The sequence below is a fragment of the Methylocapsa sp. S129 genome, from assembly GCF_009765995.1.
GTDB lineage: Bacteria > Pseudomonadota > Alphaproteobacteria > Rhizobiales > Beijerinckiaceae > Roseiarcus.
In genome coordinates this window covers 25,401-48,369 of the sequence record NZ_LMUI01000013.1, presented here as the reverse complement: position 1 = coordinate 48,369, position 22,969 = coordinate 25,401, and the positions used below count along the sequence as shown (strand labels likewise).

Annotated in this window: 23 protein-coding genes and 1 pseudogene; 22 read left to right on the top strand and 2 right to left on the bottom strand. The window is 62.6% G+C overall.

Annotated features, from left to right (window positions below):
• The first annotated feature begins 96 nt into the window (after nucleotides 1–96).
• From GSQ90_RS08335 to GSQ90_RS08255, 17 genes are all read left to right on the top strand, one after another.
• Nucleotides 97–1,029 (top strand): pseudouridine-5'-phosphate glycosidase, encoded by a 933-nt coding sequence (locus GSQ90_RS08335; RefSeq protein WP_305848673.1) that lies wholly within the window; start codon nucleotides 97–99, stop codon nucleotides 1,027–1,029.
• 3 nt (nucleotides 1,030–1,032) lie between these two features.
• Entirely contained in the window at nucleotides 1,033–1,920 is an 888-nt protein-coding gene (locus tag GSQ90_RS08330; RefSeq protein ID WP_158814367.1) for a carbohydrate kinase family protein, read from the top strand.
• Between the two features lie 101 nt (nucleotides 1,921–2,021).
• The gene (locus GSQ90_RS08325) at nucleotides 2,022–2,930 is read left to right on the top strand and encodes a pirin family protein (protein WP_158814366.1); all 909 of its coding nucleotides are present in this window, start codon (nucleotides 2,022–2,024) and stop codon (nucleotides 2,928–2,930) included.
• Between the two features lie 27 nt (nucleotides 2,931–2,957).
• Entirely contained in the window at nucleotides 2,958–3,143 is a 186-nt protein-coding gene (locus GSQ90_RS08320) for a hypothetical protein (protein ID WP_158814365.1), read from the top strand.
• 159 nt (nucleotides 3,144–3,302) lie between these two features.
• Entirely contained in the window at nucleotides 3,303–4,211 is a 909-nt protein-coding gene (locus GSQ90_RS08315) for a helix-turn-helix domain-containing protein (RefSeq protein ID WP_158814364.1), read from the top strand.
• Between the two features lie 132 nt (nucleotides 4,212–4,343).
• Nucleotides 4,344–5,435 carry a maleylacetate reductase gene (locus GSQ90_RS08310; RefSeq protein ID WP_246731477.1) on the top strand — a complete coding sequence of 364 codons (1,092 nt, stop codon included), beginning with the start codon at nucleotides 4,344–4,346 and terminating at the stop codon, nucleotides 5,433–5,435.
• A gap of 62 nt (nucleotides 5,436–5,497) precedes the next feature.
• Complete coding sequence (locus GSQ90_RS08305) at nucleotides 5,498–6,817, top strand: ABC transporter substrate-binding protein (protein WP_158814363.1); 1,320 nt, start codon at nucleotides 5,498–5,500, stop codon at nucleotides 6,815–6,817.
• Nucleotides 6,818–6,884: 67 nt separating this feature from the next.
• Nucleotides 6,885–7,601: an ABC transporter ATP-binding protein gene (locus tag GSQ90_RS08300; RefSeq protein WP_158814362.1), complete on the top strand. Its 717-nt coding sequence runs from the start codon at nucleotides 6,885–6,887 to the stop codon at nucleotides 7,599–7,601.
• A gap of 9 nt (nucleotides 7,602–7,610) precedes the next feature.
• Nucleotides 7,611–8,312: an ABC transporter ATP-binding protein gene (locus GSQ90_RS08295; protein ID WP_158814361.1), complete on the top strand. Its 702-nt coding sequence runs from the start codon at nucleotides 7,611–7,613 to the stop codon at nucleotides 8,310–8,312.
• 10 nt (nucleotides 8,313–8,322) lie between these two features.
• Nucleotides 8,323–9,192 (top strand): branched-chain amino acid ABC transporter permease, encoded by an 870-nt coding sequence (locus tag GSQ90_RS08290; protein WP_158814360.1) that lies wholly within the window; start codon nucleotides 8,323–8,325, stop codon nucleotides 9,190–9,192.
• A gap of 4 nt (nucleotides 9,193–9,196) precedes the next feature.
• Entirely contained in the window at nucleotides 9,197–10,312 is a 1,116-nt protein-coding gene (locus GSQ90_RS08285; protein WP_158814359.1) for a branched-chain amino acid ABC transporter permease, read from the top strand.
• Nucleotides 10,305–12,086, top strand: a complete 1,782-nt coding sequence (locus GSQ90_RS08280; RefSeq protein ID WP_158814358.1) for an FAD-dependent monooxygenase — start codon at nucleotides 10,305–10,307, stop codon at nucleotides 12,084–12,086. Before GSQ90_RS08285 ends, GSQ90_RS08280 begins: the two co-directional genes overlap by 8 nt.
• Nucleotides 12,083–13,027 carry an intradiol ring-cleavage dioxygenase gene (locus GSQ90_RS08275; RefSeq protein ID WP_158814357.1) on the top strand — a complete coding sequence of 315 codons (945 nt, stop codon included), beginning with the start codon at nucleotides 12,083–12,085 and terminating at the stop codon, nucleotides 13,025–13,027. The genes GSQ90_RS08280 and GSQ90_RS08275 overlap by 4 nt, the downstream gene beginning before the upstream one ends.
• A 43-nt stretch (nucleotides 13,028–13,070) precedes the next feature.
• On the top strand, nucleotides 13,071–13,409 hold the full coding sequence (locus GSQ90_RS08270) for a type II toxin-antitoxin system RelE/ParE family toxin (RefSeq protein ID WP_158814356.1): 339 nt from the start codon (nucleotides 13,071–13,073) through the stop codon (nucleotides 13,407–13,409).
• On the top strand, nucleotides 13,406–13,687 hold the full coding sequence (locus GSQ90_RS08265) for a helix-turn-helix domain-containing protein (RefSeq protein WP_158814355.1): 282 nt from the start codon (nucleotides 13,406–13,408) through the stop codon (nucleotides 13,685–13,687). Before GSQ90_RS08270 ends, GSQ90_RS08265 begins: the two co-directional genes overlap by 4 nt.
• A gap of 9 nt (nucleotides 13,688–13,696) precedes the next feature.
• The gene (locus tag GSQ90_RS08260) at nucleotides 13,697–14,941 is read left to right on the top strand and encodes an aconitase X catalytic domain-containing protein (protein ID WP_158814354.1); all 1,245 of its coding nucleotides are present in this window, start codon (nucleotides 13,697–13,699) and stop codon (nucleotides 14,939–14,941) included.
• Nucleotides 14,938–15,366, top strand: coding sequence for an aconitase X swivel domain-containing protein (locus GSQ90_RS08255; protein ID WP_158814353.1), 429 nt, complete (start codon nucleotides 14,938–14,940; stop codon nucleotides 15,364–15,366). The genes GSQ90_RS08260 and GSQ90_RS08255 overlap by 4 nt, the downstream gene beginning before the upstream one ends.
• Before the next feature lie 164 nt (nucleotides 15,367–15,530).
• On the opposite strand, the gene GSQ90_RS08250 is transcribed toward GSQ90_RS08255, so the two are convergent.
• Both GSQ90_RS08250 and GSQ90_RS08245 read right to left on the bottom strand, forming a co-directional pair.
• Nucleotides 15,531–16,919 (bottom strand): FAD-binding oxidoreductase, encoded by a 1,389-nt coding sequence (locus tag GSQ90_RS08250; RefSeq protein WP_246731476.1) that lies wholly within the window; start codon nucleotides 16,917–16,919, stop codon nucleotides 15,531–15,533.
• Nucleotides 16,920–16,944: 25 nt separating this feature from the next.
• A complete protein-coding gene (locus tag GSQ90_RS08245) occupies nucleotides 16,945–17,682 on the bottom strand; it encodes a FadR/GntR family transcriptional regulator (RefSeq protein WP_158814352.1) in 738 nt (245 codons plus the stop codon).
• A 115-nt stretch (nucleotides 17,683–17,797) separates the two neighbouring features.
• Between GSQ90_RS08245 and GSQ90_RS08240 the strand changes: the two genes are divergently transcribed.
• The 5 genes and pseudogenes from GSQ90_RS08240 to GSQ90_RS32320 form a co-directional block, all read left to right on the top strand.
• Nucleotides 17,798–18,892, top strand: a complete 1,095-nt coding sequence (locus GSQ90_RS08240) for an ABC transporter ATP-binding protein (RefSeq protein WP_158814351.1) — start codon at nucleotides 17,798–17,800, stop codon at nucleotides 18,890–18,892.
• Complete coding sequence (locus GSQ90_RS08235) at nucleotides 18,889–19,809, top strand: carbohydrate ABC transporter permease (RefSeq protein ID WP_158814350.1); 921 nt, start codon at nucleotides 18,889–18,891, stop codon at nucleotides 19,807–19,809. The genes GSQ90_RS08240 and GSQ90_RS08235 overlap by 4 nt, the downstream gene beginning before the upstream one ends.
• Nucleotides 19,810–19,814: 5 nt before the next feature.
• The gene (locus GSQ90_RS08230) at nucleotides 19,815–20,660 is read left to right on the top strand and encodes a carbohydrate ABC transporter permease (RefSeq protein ID WP_158814349.1); all 846 of its coding nucleotides are present in this window, start codon (nucleotides 19,815–19,817) and stop codon (nucleotides 20,658–20,660) included.
• A 69-nt stretch (nucleotides 20,661–20,729) separates the two neighbouring features.
• Nucleotides 20,730–22,052 carry an extracellular solute-binding protein gene (locus tag GSQ90_RS08225; protein WP_158814348.1) on the top strand — a complete coding sequence of 441 codons (1,323 nt, stop codon included), beginning with the start codon at nucleotides 20,730–20,732 and terminating at the stop codon, nucleotides 22,050–22,052.
• A 95-nt stretch (nucleotides 22,053–22,147) separates the two neighbouring features.
• Nucleotides 22,148–22,969: pseudogene (locus tag GSQ90_RS32320) on the top strand (alpha-N-arabinofuranosidase); the annotation flags it as partial.

Genomic DNA, 22,969 nt, shown 5'->3' with positions numbered 1-22,969 from the left:
CGCGTAAAGCCCTTGCTTGGCGCGGCCCGCGCCGGATTGATGGCGCAAGCGATAAGCTGATATGAATTGAGGGTAAATTCCGGGCGCCTAGCGCCAATGAGGTTTTTTGAAATGACGATCGCGCGATTGCTGGATGTGGGCGCCGAAGCGGCGGCGGCGCTGGCCGACAAGCGGTCGGTGGTGGCGCTGGAATCGACGATCATCACCCATGGCATGCCGTTTCCCCAAAATCTCGAAACCGCTCTCATGCTGGAGGAGACGGTGCGCGCCAATGGCGCGATTCCGGCGACCGTGGCGGTTGTCGAAGGGCGCCTTAAGGCCGGGCTCGACCGCGAGACCCTCGAGCGCCTCGCACGTCTGTCGGGCGGCGTCGTCAAGGCGTCGCGGCGCGACCTTTCCGCCGTCGCCGCGCGCAACGGCACGGCCGGGACGACGGTGGCGGCGACGATGTTTGTCGCGGCGCTCGCCGGCATTGAGATTTTCGCGACGGGGGGCATTGGCGGCGTGCATCGGGGCGCTGCGGAGACTTTCGACATTTCGGCCGATCTCATCGAGCTGTCCCGCACCAAGGTCGCCGTCGTTTGCGCGGGCGCCAAATCGATCCTCGACATCGCCAAGACGCTTGAGTTTCTCGAATCGCAGGGCGTGCCGGTGATCGGCTATCGCTGCGACGAGTTTCCGGCGTTTTTCGCGCGCTCCAGCGGCGTGAAGCTCGACCATCGCTGCGACGGCGCGCATGATCTGGCGCGGATGATTCGGTTGCAGCAGGACATCGGGCCGGGGGGACTTCTCATCGCCAATCCGATCCCCGAATCCCACGCGCTCGATGCCGCCTCGATCGAGGCGCGCATCAATGAAGCGGTGGTCGAGGCCAAGGCGCAGGGCGTCGGTCAGAAGGAAGTGACGCCCTTCCTGCTGCGACGCATCGTCGAACTGACCGACGGGCGCAGCCTTGAAGCCAATATGGCGCTGGTCAAGAACAATGCCGTCGTCGCCGCGCAAGTGGCCATCGAACTGTCGCGCCTGTAGCCGGTGGCTCAGGCTTCAGGAATTCTCGTCATCGGCGACGTGATGATCGATCTACTGGTGCGCCCCGAAGGGCCGCTGGCGATTGGCTCGGACCGCCGCGCGACGATTGTTGCGCGGCCCGGCGGTTCGGCGGCCAATCAGGCGGCGTGGCTCGCGCATTTTGGCGTCGCCGCCCGCTTCATAGGCCGCGTTGGGGCGAGCGATCATGCCGGGCAGATGGCGATGTTGCGGGAATGTGGCGTGGAGCCCTGCCTCGCCGCCGACAAGGAGCGCGACACCGGCCGGCTTATTGCGCTCATCGATCCCTCGGGCGAGCGCAGTTTCCTGACCGACCGGGGCGCCAATGACGGGCTCTGTGAAGAGGATATTCCGGACGCCCTGATCGCTGAGGCCGAGCACATCCATCTTTCCGGCTATTCCTTTGTGGCCGCGCGGCCGCGCAACGCCGTGGGCCGCGTGATGGAGCGGGCGGGCGACATTCCCGTCAGCGTCGATCCGGCTTCGGCCGAATTCCTGCGCGAAATCGGCTCCGAGAATTTTCTCGCCTGGACGCGCGGCGCGCAGATATGTTTTCCCAATAGCGATGAAGCGGCGGTCTTGAGCGGCTCTCCCGATCGCGAGGCGCAGATCGCCGCGCTCGCGCGACACTATCCGCTCGTCGTCGTGAAGCGCGGCGCGGAAGGATGCGAGGCGGCGGCGGGGACCCAACGTTGGCGCGTTCCGGCGCCGGCGGCCAAAGCGATCGATACGACCGGCGCGGGCGACGCCTTCGTCGCGGGATTCCTGGCGGCCAAGCTCGGCGGCGCGGGAATCGAGGAATGCCTCGCGCGCGCCGCGGCGGCGGGGGCGGGGGCGACGGAATTCATCGGCGGCCGTCCGCCCGCGAAATAATCCTTGTGCAAATGCAAGCTCGCATCCGCCTGGAGATATGGACCTTTCGGGGCGTCGGGGCCAAGTAGCAGAGCGAACAAGCCCTCACGGAGCCCACCGCCATGTCTATTCGCCCCGTCAAAAGAATATCCCAGTCGACGCCGACGATCGAAGGCGCCGGCGTCAAGCTGCGCCGCGTCTTCGGCTTCGGCGACCCCAAGGAATTTGATCCGTTCCTGATGATGGACGATTTTCGCGGCGACCGGCCGAGCGATTACATGGCCGGTTTTCCCTGGCATCCCCATCGCGGCATCGAGACGATCACCTATGTCCTGGCGGGCTCGGTCGATCACGGCGACAGCCTCGGCAATCGCGGCGCGCTCGGCGCGGGCGATGTGCAATGGATGACGGCTGGCAGCGGCATTCTCCATCAGGAAATGCCCAAGGGCGACGCCCAGGGGCGGATGCACGGCTTCCAGCTTTGGGCGAACCTGCCTTCGTCCCTCAAAATGACCCATCCGCGCTATCAGGACATTCCCGGCCTCGCCATTCCCGAGGTGGTCGATGACGACGGGACGAGCGTCAAGGTGATCTGCGGCGACTTCTGGGGCAAGAGCGGGCCGGTTGACGGCATCGCCGCTGAACCGCGCTATCTCGACGTCTGGGTGCCGCCGAACAAGCGCAAGACGCTGCCGGTCGAGACCTACCGGCAGGCTTTCGCCTATGTCTTCGAAGGCTCCGGTTCGTTCGCCGGCGCTTCCGAACCGTTCGGCGTGCTGCACGAGAAAGAGGTCGACGGCGAGGAATTGCTGATCCGCAGCCAGGTCTCGAACCGGCATCTCGTCGTCTTCGACAGCGGGGATGAAGTGACCGTTCAGGCGGGCGAACAGGGCATCCGCTTCCTGCTCGTTTCGGGCCGGCCGATCAAAGAGCCGGTCGCCTGGCATGGCCCGATCGTGATGAATACGCAGGCCGAGATCCGGCAGGCGATGAGCGATTTGAACAACGGGACGTTCATCAAGCACGCCTGATTTCAACGCGGCGCAAAGGGATCAGCGATGAGAACGGGTCTGAACATCATCGGCGTCATTCTCGTGTTGATCGGCGCCGTGTGGGCGCTGCAGGGCCTCAATCTCATCGGCGGAAGCTTCATGACCGGCCAAAGCCAATGGCTGGTCATTGGCGCGGCCTGCGTGATTGTCGGCGCGGCTTTGCTCGGCTGGATGAACCTCCGAGGCCGGTGATCCGCCCCGCCTTGCAGGCGGTCGCGGCGGGGCGGATGCAAATCCTCGCCGCCGGCCCAAATTTCGGTTAGCTTCCTCGCCAAGCGTTTCGCGCGGCGGCTTTTTTTGCAGGCGGCGTCGGCGGCGAGCAATCCCGAGAGATCAATCGGGGAGGGCGATATGGGAGCGGCGGGCGCGTTTGGCGTCAATGAGACGCATGGCATCCTTTGGCAGGAGACCAATCGGCTTCGCGCTTCCAGCGATGGCTCCGGCTGGACCTCGCTTTATGCGTCGGCGCAGCGCGAGGCCCCGTACCAAGCCTCGTATGGCGCCGTTCCTGACCATCTGGTCGTTTTGCATCTCGATGGGCCGGTCAGCGTCAGCCGATACCTCGACAATGGACAGGCGAGGCGCGCCATTCCGCCTGGCGGGCTGTTCATCCTGCCAGGAGGCGTCGATTTTGGCGTGCGGCTGGAAGGCAAGCTCGAAAGCCTTCACGTCTATGTCCGCGATCAGGTTCTGCGCGAAGTCGCCAGCGAGTTGTTCGGCGCCGAGGTGGACGCGATGAAGCTGGTGCCGCGCCTCGGCGATCAGGACCCGTTGATCGAACGCCTTGCCCTTAATATTCGCGGCGCTTTGGGCGATGCGGACCCGAGCGCTTCGGTTTATGTCGATTATCTCGCGCGCGCCTTGAGCGCGCATCTGCTTCGCGCCCATTCGAGTTATGACGGACGATCGACCGAACCGCGCGCGCCCGGAGAACTGACGCGCGCCCAACTCGATCGGGTCGTCGATTGCATGGAAGCCCATTTGACGCGCACGCTGACTCTCGCCGATCTCGCCGGCGCCGCAAACCTGAGCCCGACCCATTTCGCCCGGCGCTTCAAGGCGACCACCGGGGCGGCGCCGCATCAGCACATCATGCGCCTCCGGCTGCAACGCGCCCAGCGGCTCCTCCGCGAAACCCCGCGCTCGATCGCACAAGTGGCCTTCGAATGCGGTTTCTCGCATCAGGGGCATCTGACGCGGGTTTTCACCCGGCTTGCCGGAATTACGCCCGCCGCCTTCCGACGCGCGTCGCATTCCTGAGCGGCGCCGCGCGTTTCGTGCAACAGGACGATTGGAACGTGCATGACGCGCCCTGCGCGGCGACGCATGATCCCAGCGATGTAAAGAGCGATCCCCGGGTCGTCGGGGCGGAGACCGGTTGGGCAGGGACCTTTGAAGCAAGCTTTCGACGACAGTGCGACGCCGGGCTTTATCTATAACGGCCATCCCGCGCGCGTTATCTTCGGTTTTGGGACGCTGGCCCAGGTCCATGACGAAGTGCATCGGCTTGGCCGCCGCGCGATCGTGCTTTCGACGCCGCAACAGGTCGATCAGGCGCGCCATCTCTCAGCGAGGCTTGGCGATCTCAGCGTCGGTGTGTTTGCCGAGGCGACGATGCATACGCCGGTCGATGTGACGGAACGCGCGCTTAAGGCGGTGCGGGAACTGGGCGCTGATTGCACGGTCGCGCTGGGCGGCGGCTCAACTACGGGCCTTGGCAAGGCGATCGCCTTGCGGACCGATTTACCGCAGATCGTGATTCCGACGACCTATGCGGGCTCGGAGATGACGCCGATCCTCGGCGAAACCGAGCATGGCGCGAAAAAGACGATCCGCGATGCGAAAGTGCTGCCCGAAACCGTCATCTACGATGTCGATCTGACGATGTCGCTGCCAGCCTCTCTCTCGGCGAGCAGCGGTATGAACGCGATCGCCCATTCCGTCGAGGCGCTGTATGCGCAGGACGCCAATCCAATCGTCAGCCTGATGGCCTGCGAGGGCATAGAGGCGCTGGCCAAAGCGTTGCCCGGAATTGTCGAAAATCCAGACGATCGCGCCGCGCGCTGGCAGGCGCTTTACGGCGCCTGGCTGAGCGGAACCTGCCTTGGCGCGGTCGGCATGGGCCTTCATCACAAGCTCTGCCACACGCTGGGCGGCGCGTTCGACCTGCCGCACGCCGAGACGCATACGATCGTGCTGCCCCACGGGGTCGCCTATAATGCGCGCGCGACGCAGCCGGCGATGGCGCGAATCGCCGGGGCATTGGGGGCGCCCGAGGCGGCGATGGGCCTTTATGATCTTGCTGGTCGGATCGGGGCCAAGCGCGCGCTGCGCGATATCGGCATGCCGGAGGCGGGCATCGCGCGCGCCGCCGAAATGGCGCTCGCCAATCCCTATTGGAATCCGCGGCCGCTCGACCTTGGTTCCATCAAGCAATTGATTGCGCGCGCCTGGTCCGGCGCGCCGCCGGACCTCGCGATCTGAAACTAAACCGCGATCTAAAATCAAACAAAGCGACGAAGAAACGCAAAACGGGAGGAAACAAAATGGTCAGCAGAACTTTCACTTTCACACGCCGCAAGTTCTTGGCGACCAGCGCCGCAACGAGCGCGGCTCTCGCGTCATCGGCCGTATTCGCGCCGGCGGTGCGGGCGGCGGCCAAGCTGCTGAAACTCGGCTTCGTCAGCCCGCAGACCGGGCCTCTAGCGGCGTTCGCGGAAGCGGACAATTACAATCTTGGCCTTGTGCGCGACACCCTGAAGGGCGGCCTCAAGATTGGCTCGACAACTTACAACGTCGAGATCGTGGTCAAGGACAGCCAGTCCAACCCCAATCGAGCGGCCGAAGTCGCCAAGGATCTGATCGTCAAGGACGAAGTCAATTTGATGCTGGTCGCATCGACGCCCGAGACCACCAATCCGGTCTCGACGCAATGCGAAATCGAGGGCGTTCCCTGCGTCTCCACTGCGGCGCCGTGGCAGCCCTATTTCATCGGCCGCCAGGCCAATCCCGGCGACGCCAAGACATGGAAGCCGTTCGAAAACACCTTCCATTTCTTCTGGGGTCTTGAGGACGTCATCGCCGCCTACACCAATATGTGGGGACAGGTCTCCACCAACAAATCGGTCGGCGGCCTGTTCCCCAATGACGGCGACGGCAACGCCTGGGGCGACAAGATGGTGGGCTTCCCGCCGGTCCTCGACAAGCTCGGCTACAAGCTCGCCGATCCCGGCCGCTATCAGGATCTGACCGACGATTTCAGCGCGCAAATCGCCGCGTTCAAACAGGCGCAGGCCGAGATCATCACCGGCGTGGTGATTCCGCCCGACTTTACGACATTCTGGAATCAGGCCAACCAGAAGGGTTTTCGGCCGAAGGTGGCGTCGATCGGCAAGGCGATCCTGTTCCCGGTCGCGCTCGACGCCTTGGGCAAGGCCGGCAACAATCTTTCCTGCGAAGTCTGGTGGAGCCCGGCCTTTCCCTTCAAGTCTTCGCTGAGCGGCGTCTCTTCCGCCGATCTCGCCAAGGGCTATACGACGGCGACAGGCAAGCCATGGACGCAGCCGATCGGTTTCGCGCATGCCCTGTTCGAAGTCGCCGCGGACGTGCTCAAGCGCAGCGCCGATCCTACCGATCCCAAAGCCAATGTCGCCTCGATCGCCGCCACCAATCTTGAAACCATCGTCGGCCCGGTGAAGTTTGGCAGCGACGCCTTGCCGCCCTTCGCGCGCAAGAACATCTCGAAGACCCCGATCGTCGGCGGTCAATGGCGGCTTGGCGCGGACGGCAAATATCAGATCGTCATTGTCGACAACCAGACGGCGCCGAACATTCCGACGGGCGGCAAGATGGAAGTGATCACCTGAGGCCCCTGCATCGCTCCTCCCCGCAAACGCGGGGAGGAGCGATGCGCTGGCTGCGATGCGAAAACCCATGATCCTGGAATTGCGCGATCTCTCGAAATCCTTCGGCGCGCTGAAAGCGGCCGATGCGATTTCGTTCGATGTGCCGGAGGGCGAGGCTTTGGGCATTATCGGGCCCAATGGCGCGGGCAAGTCGACGCTGTTCAGCCTTGTCTCCGGCGCGCTCGCGCCAAGCGCTGGCCGCGTGTTGCTCGACGGGCGCGATGTCACGCGGGCGAGCGCGCAGCAGCGATGCGTCGCGGGCATCGGCCGCTCCCATCAGATTCCGGCGCCGTTCGAAAAGCTCACGGTGTTCGAAAACCTTCTGGTGGCCGCCTGTTTCGGGCGCGGCAAGCGAGAGGCGGAAGTGGTGGAATCCTGCGGCGAGGTTCTCGAGGCGACGGGCCTCCTGTCCAAAGCCAACCGCCTCGCCGGTTCACTGTCGCTGCTCGATCGCAAGCGCCTCGAAATGGCGCGCGCGCTGGCCACCCAACCGCGCCTGCTGCTGCTCGATGAAATCGCGGGCGGGCTGACCGAAGGCGAATGCCAGGAGTTGGTGGCGGCGATCCGCAAGATCCACGCCTCGGGAACGACGATCATCTGGATCGAACATATCGTGCATGCGCTGCTGGCGGTCGTCTCCAGGCTCGTCGTTCTAAACTTCGGGCGCCTGATCGCGCAGGGCGATCCGCGCGAAGTGATGGACAGCGCGCAGGTGCGCGAAATCTATCTCGGCTCGCCGATCTGAGGGACAGGAATGGCGCTGCTTGAAACCCGTGGCCTGACCGCCCGCTACGGCGACTTCAAGGCGCTGTTCGGTGTGGATTTCACCATCGAGGCGGGAGAGACGGTGGCGATCATCGGCGCGAACGGGGCCGGCAAATCGACGTTTCTGCGCGCCATATGCGGCCTGCTCGCCTCCGCTCCTGAATCCATCCGCTTCGACGGCGAGGCGATCGGCGGCGTATCGCCCGCGCGGATTGTGCGTCGCGGCATCGCCATGGCGCCTGAGGGGCGCAAGCTTTTTCCCTCGCTGAGCGTTGAAGAAAATCTGAGCGTCGGCGCCTGGTCGCAAAAGACGCCGGGATATTGGACCTTGCGGTCCGTCTATGAGCTTTTCCCGATGCTGTGGGAGCGGCGTTTGAGCCCCGCCACGGCGCTGTCGGGCGGCCAGCAGCAGATGGTGACGATCGGCCGCGCGTTGATGTCGAACCCGCGCCTGCTGCTTTGCGACGAGATTTCGCTCGGCCTCGCGCCGATCGTCATTCGCGACATCTATGCGGCCTTGCCGCGCATCAAGCAGGGCGGCGTCAGCCTCGTCATCGTCGAGCAGGACATCGCCCAGGCGATGGCGGTGGCCGACCGGGTCTATTGTTTTCAGGAGGGCCGCGTGACGCTATCGGGCGCGCCGGCCGCGCTGTCGCGCGATGCGATCCACGAAGCCTATTTCGGCCATTGAAGGGGGAGCGATGACCGCGATTTTCGACACTATCCTCCAGGGCGTTTTACTGGGCGGTCTTTACGCTCTATTCGCCGCCGGCCTCGCGCTGATCTTCGGCGTCATGCGGCTTGTCAATCTCGCTCATGGCGACCTGATCGTTCTGGCCGCTTATCTCATTCTGCTGATCGCCAACGCTCTACATCTGGGGATCATCCTCAGCTTCCTCATCGCGCTTCCGCTGATGTTCGCGGCCGGCTACGTCTTGCAGGCGGGGCTGCTCAATCGGGTGATCGGCAACGACATATTGGTTCCGCTGCTGACGACCTTCGGCCTGTCGATCATTTTGCAAAATGCGATGCTGACGGGATTTTCGGCCGACAGCCGGCGCTTGACGACGGACGGAATCGAGACGGCCTCCCTGCCGCTCTTCAACGGTATGGCGATCGGAATCATGCCGCTGCTGACCTTTGCGGCCGCCGTCGGCGTCATTGTCGCGCTCAACCAGCTTTTCTACCGCACGGCGCTTGGCCGCGCCTTTCGCGCGGTGTCCGACGATCCCGTCACGGCGCGCCTGATGGGGATCGACGATAAGCAATTGTTTGCGATCGCGATGGGCGTCGCGCTGACCGTTTGTACGATCGCGGCCTTGTTTCTGGGGCTGCGCGCCAATTTCGATCCGACGATTGGGCCCGGGCGGCTGATCTTCGCTTTTGAAGCGGTGATCATCGGCGGCTTGGGCAGCCTATGGGGCACGTTGGCGGGCGGCGTGATCTTGGGCGTCGCACAAACGATCGGCGCTTCGATCAATCCCGAATGGCAATTGCTGGCGGGCCATCTCGCCTTTCTCGTCGTCCTCGCCGTCGCGCCGCGCGGCCTGTTTCCTCGCGCCGTGGATTGACGCCATGGCGATGACGAATGCCGCCGCCCCTCGCTTCGCCATCCGGACGCGAACGCCGGTTTCGACGATCGCCGCGGTTTGTTGCGTGGTTCTCGTCGTTGTTCTGGCGGCGCTGCCGTTCTTTGCGGGGCGGAGCGTCATGCAGAACATGTTCTTCATCCTGACGATGCTGTCGTTGGCGCAGTTCTGGAATCTTCTCGCCGGCTATTCCGGCCTGATTTCGGTCGGGCAGCAGGCGTTCGTCGGGCTCGGCGCCTATCTCCTGTTCGCCTGGACGATCCTCGGCGGCGTCGACCCTGTATTGGCGATCGTGCTGTCAGGGGCTATCGCGGCGCTGGTCGCGCTGCCCACTTCGTTTCTGGTGTTTCGACTGAAGGGCGCCTATTTCGCCGTGGGCACCTGGGTTGTCGCCGAGGTTTTTCGCCTCATCCTTGCGCAGGTCAAGATTCTGGGCGGCGGTACGGGAACGGCCTTACCCAAAGAAGCGACCAACGACGCCGCTTTTGTCCAGTGGATCGTGCAAATGACCGGCGAGCGGGCGGCGGTTGCGCGCGACAAGGCGGACTATTGGCTCGCGCTGATCCTGGCGATCGGCGCGATCGGGCTGGTCTATGGGCTGCTGCGGTCAAGGCGCGGCCTGGCGCTCGCGGCGATCCGCGACAATGAAGCGGCCTCGGGGTCGGTGGGCGTCGACGCCACCCGCATGAAACGCCTCGTTTATGTCGTCAGCGCGTTCGGCGCGGGCATGACGGGCGCTTTGATCTATCTGGCCAAGGCGAGAATCTCGCCCGACGCCGCCTTCTCGCTGATCGACTGGACGGCGTTCGTCTTTTTCATCGTCATCATTGGCGGCATTGCGACGATCGAAGGGCCGATCGTCGGCGTCCTCATATTCTGGCTGATCCAGAACGAATTATCCTCGTTCGGCAGCGTCTATCTGATGCTGCTGGGCGCATTGGCGATCATCGTCATGCTGTTCTTTCCCAAAGGCGTTTGGGGAACGCTGGCCGAACGCTTCGACCTTCATCTGTTTCCGATCCGCCGCAGTCTGGAATTCGCAAGCGCTGCTGGCGATCCGAAGTCGTCTCCCGCAGTAGAAGAGGAAATTTCCCATGATTGAAACAGATGTTCTCATCATCGGCAGCGGGCCGGCCGGGTCGGCGGCCGCTTTGCTGCTCGCCACTTACGGCGTCAAGACGCTGGTGGCGACCAAGTTCAACTGGACCTGCCGAACGCCGCGCGCGCACATCACCAACCAGCGCACGATGGAAGTGCTGCGCGACGCGGGGATCGAGGAAGAAGTCAACGCCAAGCGCGCGGCGCAAAACCTGATGGGCAACAACGTATTCTGCACGTCGCTGGCGGGCGAGGAGCTTGGTCGCCTTTATTCCTGGGGCATGCATCCCAATCGCTTCGCCGATTATACTTTGGCGAGCCCGACCACGATCTGCGATGTTCCCCAGGACCTGATGGAGCCCATCTTGATCGGCAATGCGGCGCGGCGCGGCGCGACCGTCTGCTTCAACTGGGAATATTTGTCGCTGCAGCAGGATACGGACGGCGTGACGGCAGAGATTGTCGACCGCGTGTCGGGCGTTACGCATCAGGTGCGCGCCAAATATATGATCGGCGCGGATGGCGGGCGCTCGAAGGTCGCCGAAGACGTCGCACTGCCGATGGAAGGCAAGATGGGCGTCGCGGGCTCGATGAACATCGTCTTCGAGGCCGATCTGACGCGCTTTGTCGCGCACCGGCCAAGCGTGCTCTACTGGATCATGCAACCGGGTTCCGATGTCGGCGGCATCGGCATGGGCGTTGTGCGCATGGTGCGGCCGTGGAACAAATGGCTGATCATCTGGGGCTATGACATCAACGAGCCGCCCCCGGTCGTCGACGACAAACTTGCGACAGAGATCGCGCATAAGCTCATCGGCGACGACAGCGTGCCGATCAGGATAGAAAGCGCTTCGGTCTGGACGGTGAACGATATGTATGCGACCGCCAATACAAGAGGCCGGGTGTTCTGCATGGGCGATGCGGTGCATCGCCATCCCCCGTCGAATGGGCTGGGATCGAACACCTCGATCCAGGACGCGTTCAATCTCGCCTGGAAACTGGCGCTTGTCCTCAAGGGCAAAGCCGCGCCTGCGTTGTTGGCGAGCTACGAGGCGGAGCGGATTCCGATCGCCAAGCAGATCGTGACGCGGGCCAATCAGTCAATCGGCGAGTTCGGACCCATTTTCGAGGCGCTCGGCCTGCTCTCGACCAAGGACCCCGACCAGATGAAGGCGAATATGGAATCGCGGAAAGAAAGCAATCCGCGCGCCGCCGAGCAGCGCGAAAAGTTGCGCAAGGCTATCGCGTTCAAGTCTTATGAGTTCAATTGTCACGGCGTCGAGATGAACCAGCGCTATGCGTCAGGGGCCATCGTGCCGGATGGAACGCCTGAACCGGAATGGAAGCGGGACAAGGAGCTTTACTATCAGGCGACGACGCGGCCCGGCGCGCGGCTGCCGCACGTCTGGTTCGACCGTCATGGCGAGAAAGTTTCCTCGCTCGATGTCGTCGGCAAGGGCAGATTCACCGTGCTCACCGGCATTGGCGGCGAGGCCTGGGTCGAGGCGACGAAAGCTGTTTCCGCGCAGACCGGCGTCGAGATCGCCGCCTTCACGATTGGACCAGGACGCGACCTCACCGATATCTATGGCGCCTGGCCTGACGTCAACGAAATCGAGGAGGCGGGCTGCCTACTGGTGCGGCCTGATCAGCATATCGCTTTCCGCCATGCGAAGTCAGCGCCAGACGCCACGGCGCTTCTGTCGGATGCGATGGCGCAGATATTGGGATTCAAAGCGGCTGGCCCTGGCGCCGCCGCGCATGGAGGAAAATCATGACCGATCAAGCCACGCATCGCAAGGCGACCAAATATCCTTACTTTGAAGAGGCGACGTCCGCCGAAGTCGTCAACGCCCGCATGGCGCCAGACGCCGATCCGCGCCTGCGCCAGGTGATGGCGACGATCGTCAAGCACTTGCATGCCGCGGTCAAAGAGATCGAACCGACGCATGACGAATGGCTGGCGGCGATCAAATTCCTCACCGACACCGGCCATATGTGTACGGATTGGCGGCAGGAATTCATCCTGCTCTCCGACACGCTCGGCGTATCCATGCTTGTCGACGCCATCAACAATCGCAAGCCGACCGGCGCCACGGAAAATACGATCCTCGGGCCCTTCTATGTGCCCGATGCGCCGCATTACCCGAATGGCGGCAATATCTCGCTGGATGGGAAGGGCGAGCCGCTTGTCGTGCGGGGAACGATCAGGGATGCGCAGGGCAAGCCGATCGCCGGCGCGAAGATCGACGTGTGGCAGGCCAATGACGACGGCTTCTATGACGTGCAGCAGAAAGGCGTTCAGCCCGACATGAATCTGCGCGGTCTGTTCACGTCGGACGGCGAGGGCCAATATTGGTTCCGATCGGCCAAGCCGCGCTATTATCCGATCCCTGACGACGGACCGGTGGGGAAGTTGCTCGCCAAGCTCGGCCGTCATCCCAACCGCGCCGCTCACCTCCATATGATCGTAACGGCGCCAGGCTTCGAACCGGTCGTCACCCATATCTTCACGCCGGATTGCCCCTATCTCGAAGAAGACGCCGTATTCGGCGTCAAGGAAAGCCTGATCGCCGATTTCCAGCATATCGACGATCCTGTGCGCGCCAAGGAACTCGGCTTCGCCAATCCCTTCTCGTCGGTGAATTGGGATTTTGTGCTGGCGCCGGCGACAGAAGGGGCCGCGGAGCGGACCATGTTTCATGTTTCGGCGTCGTAGATAGCATTTGCCTATCTATACAATATTTTGTATAGATAGGCAAATGGCCGATCACAAGCCTGTCGAGTTCCGGGGCAGCGCCCTCGAGGACCTGCGCGCCTTTCCAACGACGGCCCGACGCCGGGCTGGGCATCAGCTCGACCTTGTGCAGCGTGGTCGCGTTCCCGACGATTGGAAACCCATGAGCGCGATCGGGAAAGGCGTGCAGGAAATTCGGATTGGGGACGACGCGGGCGCGTTTCGGATTCTCTACGCGGCTAAATTCGTTGATGCCGTCTACGTGCTGCACTGCTTTCAGAAAAAGACACAAAAGACTAACAAGACGGACTTGGATTTGGCCGTAAGACGCTACCGGGACTTGGTGAAGGAGTTAAGCAAATGAGCAACGAGCGCTTCGCCAGCGTGTGGGATGCGATTGAAGACACGTCCGCCCAAGCTGAAAACATGAAATTGCGGTCGGCGCTGATGATGGCTCTCAGGGAGCGTATCGTCCACGAGGGCTTGAGCCAGTCGCAAGCTGCAAAGCTATTCGGCGTGACACAACCGCGTATCTCCGACCTGATACGTGGCAAGATCGATCTGTTCGGCCTGGATACGTTGGTCAACATGGCGGTAGCAGCGGGACTGCGCATCGAGATGCATGTTACGGAAGCGGCATAGTTCAAAACCATGCTTCTGACCGCATTCGAGAAGGACATGGCGGTCGGCGGGCAGGGGGAGGCCGCCGCCTTTGCGATGGATATCCTGCTGCGATTTGGCGAAGCGATCGGTGCGCCGTCCTTTCTGGGAATCTCGCAGGCCCATGTCGACGGATGCCTCTATCATGGCGAGGTCAGTCTCGATTTTGTCGAGCGACTGGTTGCGGAGGATGGTCGCGTTCGCGCGCCCACGACCCTCAATGTCGGATCGATGGATCTGCTCCATCCCGAATTGATCGGCGGCGCGGCCGCGCTGCGTTCCGCCGGCCGCCGGCTGATGGAGGCCCATCTCGCGCTGGGCTGCGAGCCGAGCTTTACCTGCGCGCCCTATCAGACGCGGTTCCGGCCGCGTTTCGGCGACCAGATCGCCTGGGGTGAATCGAACGCCATCGTTTTCGCCAATTCGGTCATCGGCGCGCGCACCAATCGCTATGGTGATTTCATCGATTTGTGCTGCGCGATGACCGGCCGCGCGCCGGCCTATGGCTTGCATCTCGATGAGAACCGGAAGGGCGAAATCCTTTTTCGCGTGCGCGATGTGGCGGATGCGGCGGACGCACTCTATGTCGCGACAGGCTACATCATTGGAGAGCGCTCGGAGGGCCGCGTACCGGTCATTGAAGGACTGCCGCCGCCGCAATCGGAAGATCAGCTCAAGGCGCTTGGCGCGGTCGCCGCCTCGACAGGTTCGGTAGCGCTTTTTCACGCCATTGGCATCACCCCGGAGGCGCCGACGCGCCGCGACGCTTTCGGCGGCGCCGACGCGCGCGGTCCGATCATCGACCTAAACTCCGCGGACCTCCGGCAGGCTCTTGCCAAACTATCGACCGCTCCTGACGGCGTGCCCATCGTCGCTGTAAGTCTGGGGACGCCGCATTTCTCGCTCAGGGAGTTTCAAACGCTCGCGCCCTTGCTAGCCGGGTTCCGCGCCGCGCCGGGCGTCGATATCTATGTCAACACCAGCCGGGAAACCTACGCGGCGATCGCCGATACCAGTCTTCTCGCCATCCTTGAAGCGGCTGGGCTGATCATCGTCACCGACACCTGCACCTATGTGACGTCGGTCCTGCGCCGGCTCGACGGGATCGTCATGACCAATTCAGGGAAATGGGCGCATTATGCGCCTGGCAATATCGGCGTTGAAGTCGCGTTCGGATCGTTGAGAGATTGCATCGCCTCGGCGGCGGAAGGGCGCGTCGTGCGCACAGCCTTATGAGAACGATAGCCGCGCGGGCTCTCGTCGAAGGCGAAGCCGAGGGATTGATCGCGGCATGGGCCACGCCCCTGAGCTTTTGGGGCGGCTTCGATGTATCGAGCGGGTGCGTCATCGATCGATCGCATCCAGCCTTTGGCGCTGATATCAGCGGCCGCATCCTCGCGATGCCTTCGGGGCGCGGCTCCAGCTCGGCGAGTTCGGTGCTTGCCGAGGCGATACGGCGCGGCACGGCGCCGGCCGCGATCATCCTGACGATCCCGGACCCGATTATCACGGTGGGCGCGATCGTCGCGCGCAAGCTCTATGGCAAGGCGTGTCCGATTGTGGTGTGCGATCCCGTGGATTTCGCTCGGCTTGCCGAAGGCCAGCGTGTTCGGGTCATCGCGCGGGAAGCCGGGTCGGCGATAGAGGCGATAAGCCGTTAATGCGCGCCGTCGTCATTGCGAGCGGAGCGAAGCAATCCAGAGGTCGTACCCTTTGCGGGATGAGGAGCGCTTGAAGATTGCGACAGTTCGGCGGGCGGCACGATCTCTGGATTGCTTCGCTCCGCTCGCAATGACAACGCAGAGATCGTCTCCGGCGCGGAGCGTTACGGCGCCGGCTCCCATTTCGCCGGAACGAAACTGCGCATCTTGCCGGGGTTGAGCAATCCGTATGGGTCGACTTCCGCTTTGAAGCCGAGCTGGTCGGCATCGGCGCGCCGGTAGCGGCTGCCGTCCTCCAAAGTATAGACATGCGGGTTGGCGATCATGACGCCCGCCGCTTCATAGGCGGCGATGATTTCATAGAGCCGTTCGGGGCTTTTGTAACGCACGATCGGCAGCGCGCTCGCGGTGACATGGCCGGCGTAGCGCGAAAATTCGAGGTGATGCAGAACCTCGTCGCCGAAGGTCGCGACCATCTGCTTGACTAGGGGCAGCAGGCGGTCGTGAGGGAAGAGGCATTGCAGATAGGTGACGCCGCGGTCGCGTTTCAGCATGTGCAGCGTCGTATGGTTCCAGCAATATTCGTAGAGCGGCGTCTCGCCTGGGCCTTCGCGGCTCGGCGCCTCATAAGTAGTCGCGCCGCGTCCAGCCAGCGCGACGCGGAAAGCCTCCAGCGACGGCTCCGCGATCATGGCGATGAGCAGGCTTTTGCCTTCCGGGCAGGCGGCGCCAAGCTCGCGAAAGTCCGTGGGAATGGGCCATGTGATCGGCGTCAGCAGTTTTTTCACAATGCCGTCAGAGAGCGCAATCTGGCAACCGACCTCGACGGCCTCGATGAAGTCGTCGAATGCGACGATAACGTCGACCCAATCCCAGGCCGGCGCCAATGGCATTTCCAGCTCGGTGATGAGGCCGGTCGAACCATAGGCGCGGTTGATTTTCTGGGCGGCGTCGCCGCGCAATTCGACGACGCGCGGCTCGCGCTCCAGCGTGACAATGCGCGCCGCTAGGATGTTGCCGGGCTCGCGCAGGCCGCCGTAAGTGATTGAGCCGACGCCGCCCGAGCCGCCCGCGACGAAGCCGCCAATCGTCGCGCTGCGCTTGGTCGAGGGATGCATCCGCAATTCCCAGCCTGAGGGGCGCAAAGCGGCATCGATGTCGTGCATTTTGGCGCCGGATTCGACGCGCAACACACCCGGCTTGCTCCAAAGGATTTTGGTCATCGCCGAAAAGTCGATGAGCACGCCGCCATGCAGCGGCACGGCCTGGCCATAATTGCCGGTGCCCCCGCCGCGCGGCGTCAGCGGCACGTTGTGACGCGCGCAGGCGCGGGCGATGCGAATGACATCCTCTTCGTTGCGCGGCGTGACGACGAGATCAGCCGACTTGCCGGTGAGCTGTTCGTTGAGGATAGGGCTATACCAGAAGAAATCGCGCGAGCGGCGGCGCACCGTCGTGCGATCGGTGATGAAAGGCACGTCGCCAATGTCCGCAATAAGCGCGGCGACAGGCGCGGCCAATGCGCCCCGTTCCGTTTCTTCTGGGGCGCTCACTTCGTCTCCTGTGCCGCGATCCGCTTCAGCCCGCGATCTTAGCGGCGAGAGGCTGCGTGTCGAGGGCGGTCAGCACGCGCAGGCGCGACAGCTCCAGCAGCCGGCGCATGGCGTCCGACGCCGCTTCGCCGCGTCTAGCAAGAATGGCGCCCAGCACCGCCTCATAGGGCTCCATTTCCATCGCGGGTCGGCCGGGGCCTTTCTGGGTCAGCGCAAACGAAACGCGCAAAGCCGTCTTGACGGCGCCGCCGATTGTGACGAACAGGCCATTATGGGTGGCGGCGATAATGGCGAGATGAAATTCGGTTTCGGCGCTCGCGGCCAAGGCCGGCGTCTGCAGCGTCGACAGCATGTCGGCGAAGCAGCGACGGATTCGTTCGAGATCCTCGCTCGTGCCGTCGCGCGCGGCGAGATAGCAGGCGCGCGGCTCGAAACATTGCCGCATCTCATAGAGGTCCTCGATGATTCGATTGTCGAACTGGGCGTTGAGGCGCCATGACAGGACGTCGGGATCGAGCAGGTTCCAACTGGCGAAGGGCAGCACCCGCGTGCCGACTTTTGGCGCCACTTCGAGCAGCCGCTTGGCCGAGAGGTTTTTTATAGCTTCGCGAATGGTGGAGCGGCTCACGCCATAGGCCTGGCATAATTCGCTCTCGATCGGCAGGGAATCGCCGGGTCCGAATTCGCCCGAAACAATACGCGTGCCGATAATGCGCGCGACCTGGGCGCTCATCGTGCTGACGGAATTGTTTCGCTCGAACATCCCCATTTCCCCCGGAACGAACTCCTATGCGACTCTTGACACCGCCGCTATCGGTTTGTAACGTCCTTTCATCTTATCATAGACAATCAAAAAATACGAACAGGGCGGAGCGACATTGAGTTCAATCGAGATTGACAGGGTCTCGAAGCGATTCGGCCCCGTTGAAGTCATTTCGGAACTCTCGCTCCGCATTGAATCGGGGGAATTCATCGCTTTTCTCGGCGCGTCGGGCTGCGGAAAGACGACTCTGCTGCGCATGATCGCCGGCCTTGAGACGATCAATTCGGGCGAGATCCGCATCGGCGGCGAGCGCGTCGACCATCTGCCGCCCGGCGCGCGCGGCGTGGCGATGGTGTTCCAGCACTATGCGCTTTATCCGCATATGACGATCTACGACAATATGGCGTTCGGGCTCAGGAATATCGGCGCCGCGCGGCCATTGATCGACCAGCGGGTCCAGCAGGCCGCTAAAATCCTTGAGATCGAGCCCTTATTGGCGCGCAAGCCGGGTCAGCTCTCAGGGGGGCAGCGCCAGCGCGTGGCGATCGGGCGCGCTCTGGTCAAGGATCCCAAGGCCTTTCTGTTCGACGAACCTTTGTCCAATCTCGACGCCGCCTTGCGCGTTCGCACCCGCGTCGAACTGGCGCGTCTGCATCAGCAGACCCGCGCGACGACGATTTTCGTCACCCATGATCAGGTCGAGGCGATGACGCTGGCGGGGCGCATCGTCGTCATGAACAATCGCAAGATCGAGCAGATCGGCACGCCGATGGAAATCTATGGACGCCCGGCGAGCGAATTCGTCGCGCGCTTCGTCGGATCGCCGGCGATGAATTTTCTGCCGGTGAGCGTCGCAGGGCAGGGCGGCCGCGCGCTTCTCGCGCTGGCGAGCGGCGCGCAGCTCCAGACAAATATCGCTCTTGAGGACCTGCCTTCGGGCGAGCCTATGCGGCTTGGGATACGCGCGGAGGCCATTCGCCTCGATAGCGAAGGCTCGCTGCCGGGCAAGGTTGAGGTGGTCGAGCGGCTCGGCGACAGGACGCATCTGCATGTCCGGCTCGCAGACGATTCTACCTTGATCGCCGAGGATGTCGGCCACAGCCGCGCGGCGCCCGGCGATTCCGTCAATCTGCGCATCGATCCGGATCAGGCGCATCTCTTCGATGCGCAGGGCCGCGGCTATCGCGCCGCCGCGGAGGCGCGCTCATGACGGCGACCGCCGCGCCCGCGACAGTTTCGCGACCGGCGAGGACCCCCGGCGCGCATATCGGCCCCGACTGGCGCAACGGCTTGTTCATCGTTCCGTTTCTGATCGTCTATCTTGGATTGCTGATCTACCCGCTGTTTTGGGGCATGTGGATCAGCCTGCAGCAATACGACATGTTCGATCAGTCCGCGATCTTCGCGGGCTTCGCCAATTTCAAACGTCTGATGGGCGACGGGATATTCCTCGGCACGGTCCGCAACACGTTCCTGTTCGTGCTGATGACGGTTCCCGCCTTCGTCATCATTGGTCTGGCGCTGGCGCTGGCGCTCAATCGCGAAGGGCGGACAGGCGCGACGCTTCGCGCGGTGTTTTTCGGCGCTTCGGTTCTGTCCGTCACCATCGTCACCATCATCTGGAAGATGATGTACCTGCCCGGAATCGGCCTGATCTCCCGCGCCCTCGGTGTGGTCGGCATTGCTCCGATCCCTTTCCTGACAAGCCAGAACATGGCGCTTCCGGCGATCGCGGCGACGACAGTCTGGTGGATCATTGGCCTGCCGATGATGCTGTTTCTCGCCGCGCTGCAGCAGATTCCCGGCGAGCTCTATGAGGCCGCGGCGCTCGACAGCGCCGGTCGCTGGCGCACTTTGTGGTCGATCACGCTGCCTTCGATCACGCGCACGCTCGTGGTCGTCGTCATTTACGAAATCGTCGCGCAATTCCAGCTTTTCGGCCAGACGTTGCTGCTGACGCAAGGCGGTCCGAACAACAGCTCGCGTTCGATCGTGCTGTTCATCTATGAAACGGGTTTTCGCGACTGGAACCTCGGCTATGCCGCCGCCGCCTCCGAGATTCTGTTCCTACTGATGGCGGTCGCCGCGATGGTTCAATATATCGCCTCGCGCCGCAGGGAGGCCTGAGCGGCATGGCGCATGCGCAAAAAATTGTCGGGCGCCGCGCCGGAGATCGGGTGATTCTCGGCGCGGTCATTTTTCTGGCGTTCCTGTGGGTCGTCCCGGTGCTGTGGGTCCTGATTCTCTCGTTCAAGGCCAATAGCGAACTGATGCTGTCGACCGGAAGCGCCTTTCGATTGCCCTATACGCTCAAGAACTATGCCGACATCCTCGCCTCTTCCGGGGTCTTCCGCTGGTTCTTCAACAGCGTCGTCGTCGCGAGCTTGAACACTCTGGCGACTCTCATTCTCGCATCGTTGGCCGGCTATGGATTCGCACGCACCGAGTTTCCCTTCAAGAACGTCATCTTTGTGTTGGTGCTGTTGGGTCTGGCGATTCCCGAGCAGGCGGTGATCATCGCGCGCCATCAGATGTTCACCGATTGGAAGATGCATAACACCTATCTAGCGCTGATCCTGCCCGGGCTTTCCAATGCGTTCGGCGTCTTCCTGATGACGCAATATTTCCGGTCGATTCCGATGGACATTGACGAGGCGGCGATGCTCGACAATGCGTCGCGGTTCAAGATTTTCTGGCGCGTGCTGTTGCCTCTCACCATTCCTGCCCAGGCGACGCTCGGCATTTTCACCTTCCTCGCTTGCTGGAACGACTACCTCTGGCCGCTGATCTCAGCGACCAAGCCGGAAATGTTCACGCTGACCGTCGGCATCGCTTCAACCCAGACCAATTTTGCGCAATCGGAGGGGCTTGGATTTCTGATGGCCCAGGCTGTCTTCGCCGGGCTGCCGGTGTTCATCGTCTACCTGTTTTTCCAACGCTACATCATCCAGGCGGTCGCCGGCGCGGCGATCCGATAGAGCGCGAACGAACAAACCAGCGTTTTGGCCAAGCGCCGGGGTGAAGCAAAGGCCGCAACGGAGGAAGGCATGAAAATCCTATCGACTATCTTGCTCGCGGGAGCCGCTCTTGCCGGCGGCGTCGCGGCGGCGACGGCGGCGGACAAAACAGAGATTTCCGTCTCGCGGTTCTTTGGCGCCTGCGAAGCCGATTATGGCAACGTCACCGACGTCGCCAAAGCCAATGGCGAATGCGGAATCATCACCGCGCTGATCAACAAATTCAACGCCGACAGTCCCACCACGCATGTCAAGGTGGATATCGTCGAATGGCCTGGCTACGACCAGCTCACCGCGCGCATTCGCTCCGGCGAGCCGCCGACGATTTCCGTCATGCATGAAGCGGTCATTTCCGATTATTCATCGCGCGGCCTGCTGGAGCCGCTCGACAAGGGATTCAAAGCGGTCGGCGTCGACACCGCCGATTTCACGGGCGCGGCGAAAGCCGGCGTCACGAAAGACGGCCAGATCTACGCCTTGCCGTTCGACACCCATACCTGGCTCTGGCACGTCAATCTCAATCTGTTCAAGCAGGCGGGATTGGTCGACGCTTCCGGCAATGCGATATTGCCCAAATCGGCCGATGAGCTTCTCGCGCAAGCAAAGCAGTTCAAAGAGAAAACTGGCAAACCCTATTTCGTCTCGACGCTGGCCAATGAAAAAGCTTTCTACTACCGCACTTTCGAAACGCTGCTCTATCAACAGAATTCGAATTTCTTCGCCGATCCGACCAAGATATCGCTGGTGACGCCGGAGGCCAAGACGGCGCTGACCTTGCTCAAGACGATTTTCGATAAGGATTATACGACCAAGAACGAAGACTATGCGGCCTCGGTCGCCGGATTCTCCAACGGCGAGGGCGGCGTTTTTATCTGCGGCACGTGGCTGGTCAACAGCTATGACGAAGAGGCCAAGAAGCCCGGCGTGGCTCTCTCCAACGGTTACGCCGTCGCGCCTTTCCCGCAACTCTATCCCGGCAGCCCGAAGGTTTGGGCTGACGGTCATAGCTGGGTGATCCTGAAGGCCAATCTGACCGATGCGCAACGCAAGTCGGCTTATGAGTTCCTCAAATTCCTGTGGGACAATGACTTCCAATGGTCGCGCACCGGCCATCTGCCGACCAGTCAGAAGATCCTTACCAGCGCGGAATTCATGGCGCTGCCGTTCCGCAAGGTTCTGTCGCCGCTCGCGCAGAACGGCACCGCGCTTCCCGCCGGCGTCAAGCGCCAGTTCGGCGCCCAGGACATGGAGGGCGAAGAGATCGCCGCTGCGATGCGCGGCGACAAGAGCATCGACGATGCGCTTGCCTCGGCGCAGGATCGCATCAACACGCTGCTCGCCAACGCGAAATAACCGAACCCGGGGCCGGCCGCATAGGGCCGTCCCCGCCTCATTTTCTCGCCCGGCGCCTCGTGCGCAAATCCCCTGCCTTCTTCTTGGAAATTCTCATGCCCTCAGCCCGCTTGATTGTTGATCGCGACTTTGCCATTTCGGACATCGACCGCCGCATCTTTGGATCGTTCGTCGAACATATGGGCCGGTGCGTCTACACCGGCATATTCGAGCCCGGCCATCCCACCGCCGACGCGCAAGGGTTTCGCCAGGACGTCGCCGATCTGACGAAGGAGCTTGGCGTCACGATCGTGCGCTATCCCGGCGGCAATTTTCTCTCGGGCTACAATTGGGAGGACGGCGTTGGTCCGCTCGCCGAACGCCCGCGCCGCCTCGATCTGGCGTGGTTCTCGACCGAGACCAACGCCTTTGGAACAAATGAATTCATCGATTGGACGCGCAAGGTCGGCGTTGAGCCGATGTTCGGCGTCAATCTGGGCACACGCGGGCTCGATGAGGCGCGCCGGTTCATCGAATATTGCAATCATCCTGGCGGCACCGAGCTCTCCGATCTCCGCCGCGCGCATGGCTATGAAAAGCCGCATGACATCAAATTCTGGTGCCTTGGCAATGAAATGGACGGCCCCTGGCAGATCGGCGCCAAGACCGCGCAGGAATATGGCCGCGCCGCGCATGAAACGGCGAAGGCGATGCGGTGGGTCGATCCTTCGATCGAACTGGCGGCCTGCGGTTCATCCAATCGCGAAATGGCGACCTATGCGCGCTGGGAATATGAGGTGCTCGATCATTGCTTCGATCACGTCGACTTCATTTCGCTGCACACCTATTTCATGAATCCGCACGACGCCACCGAGGAGTTTCTTGGCAATATCGAGCTGCTCGATTTCTTCATCAAGGAAGTGATCGCCATCGCCGAC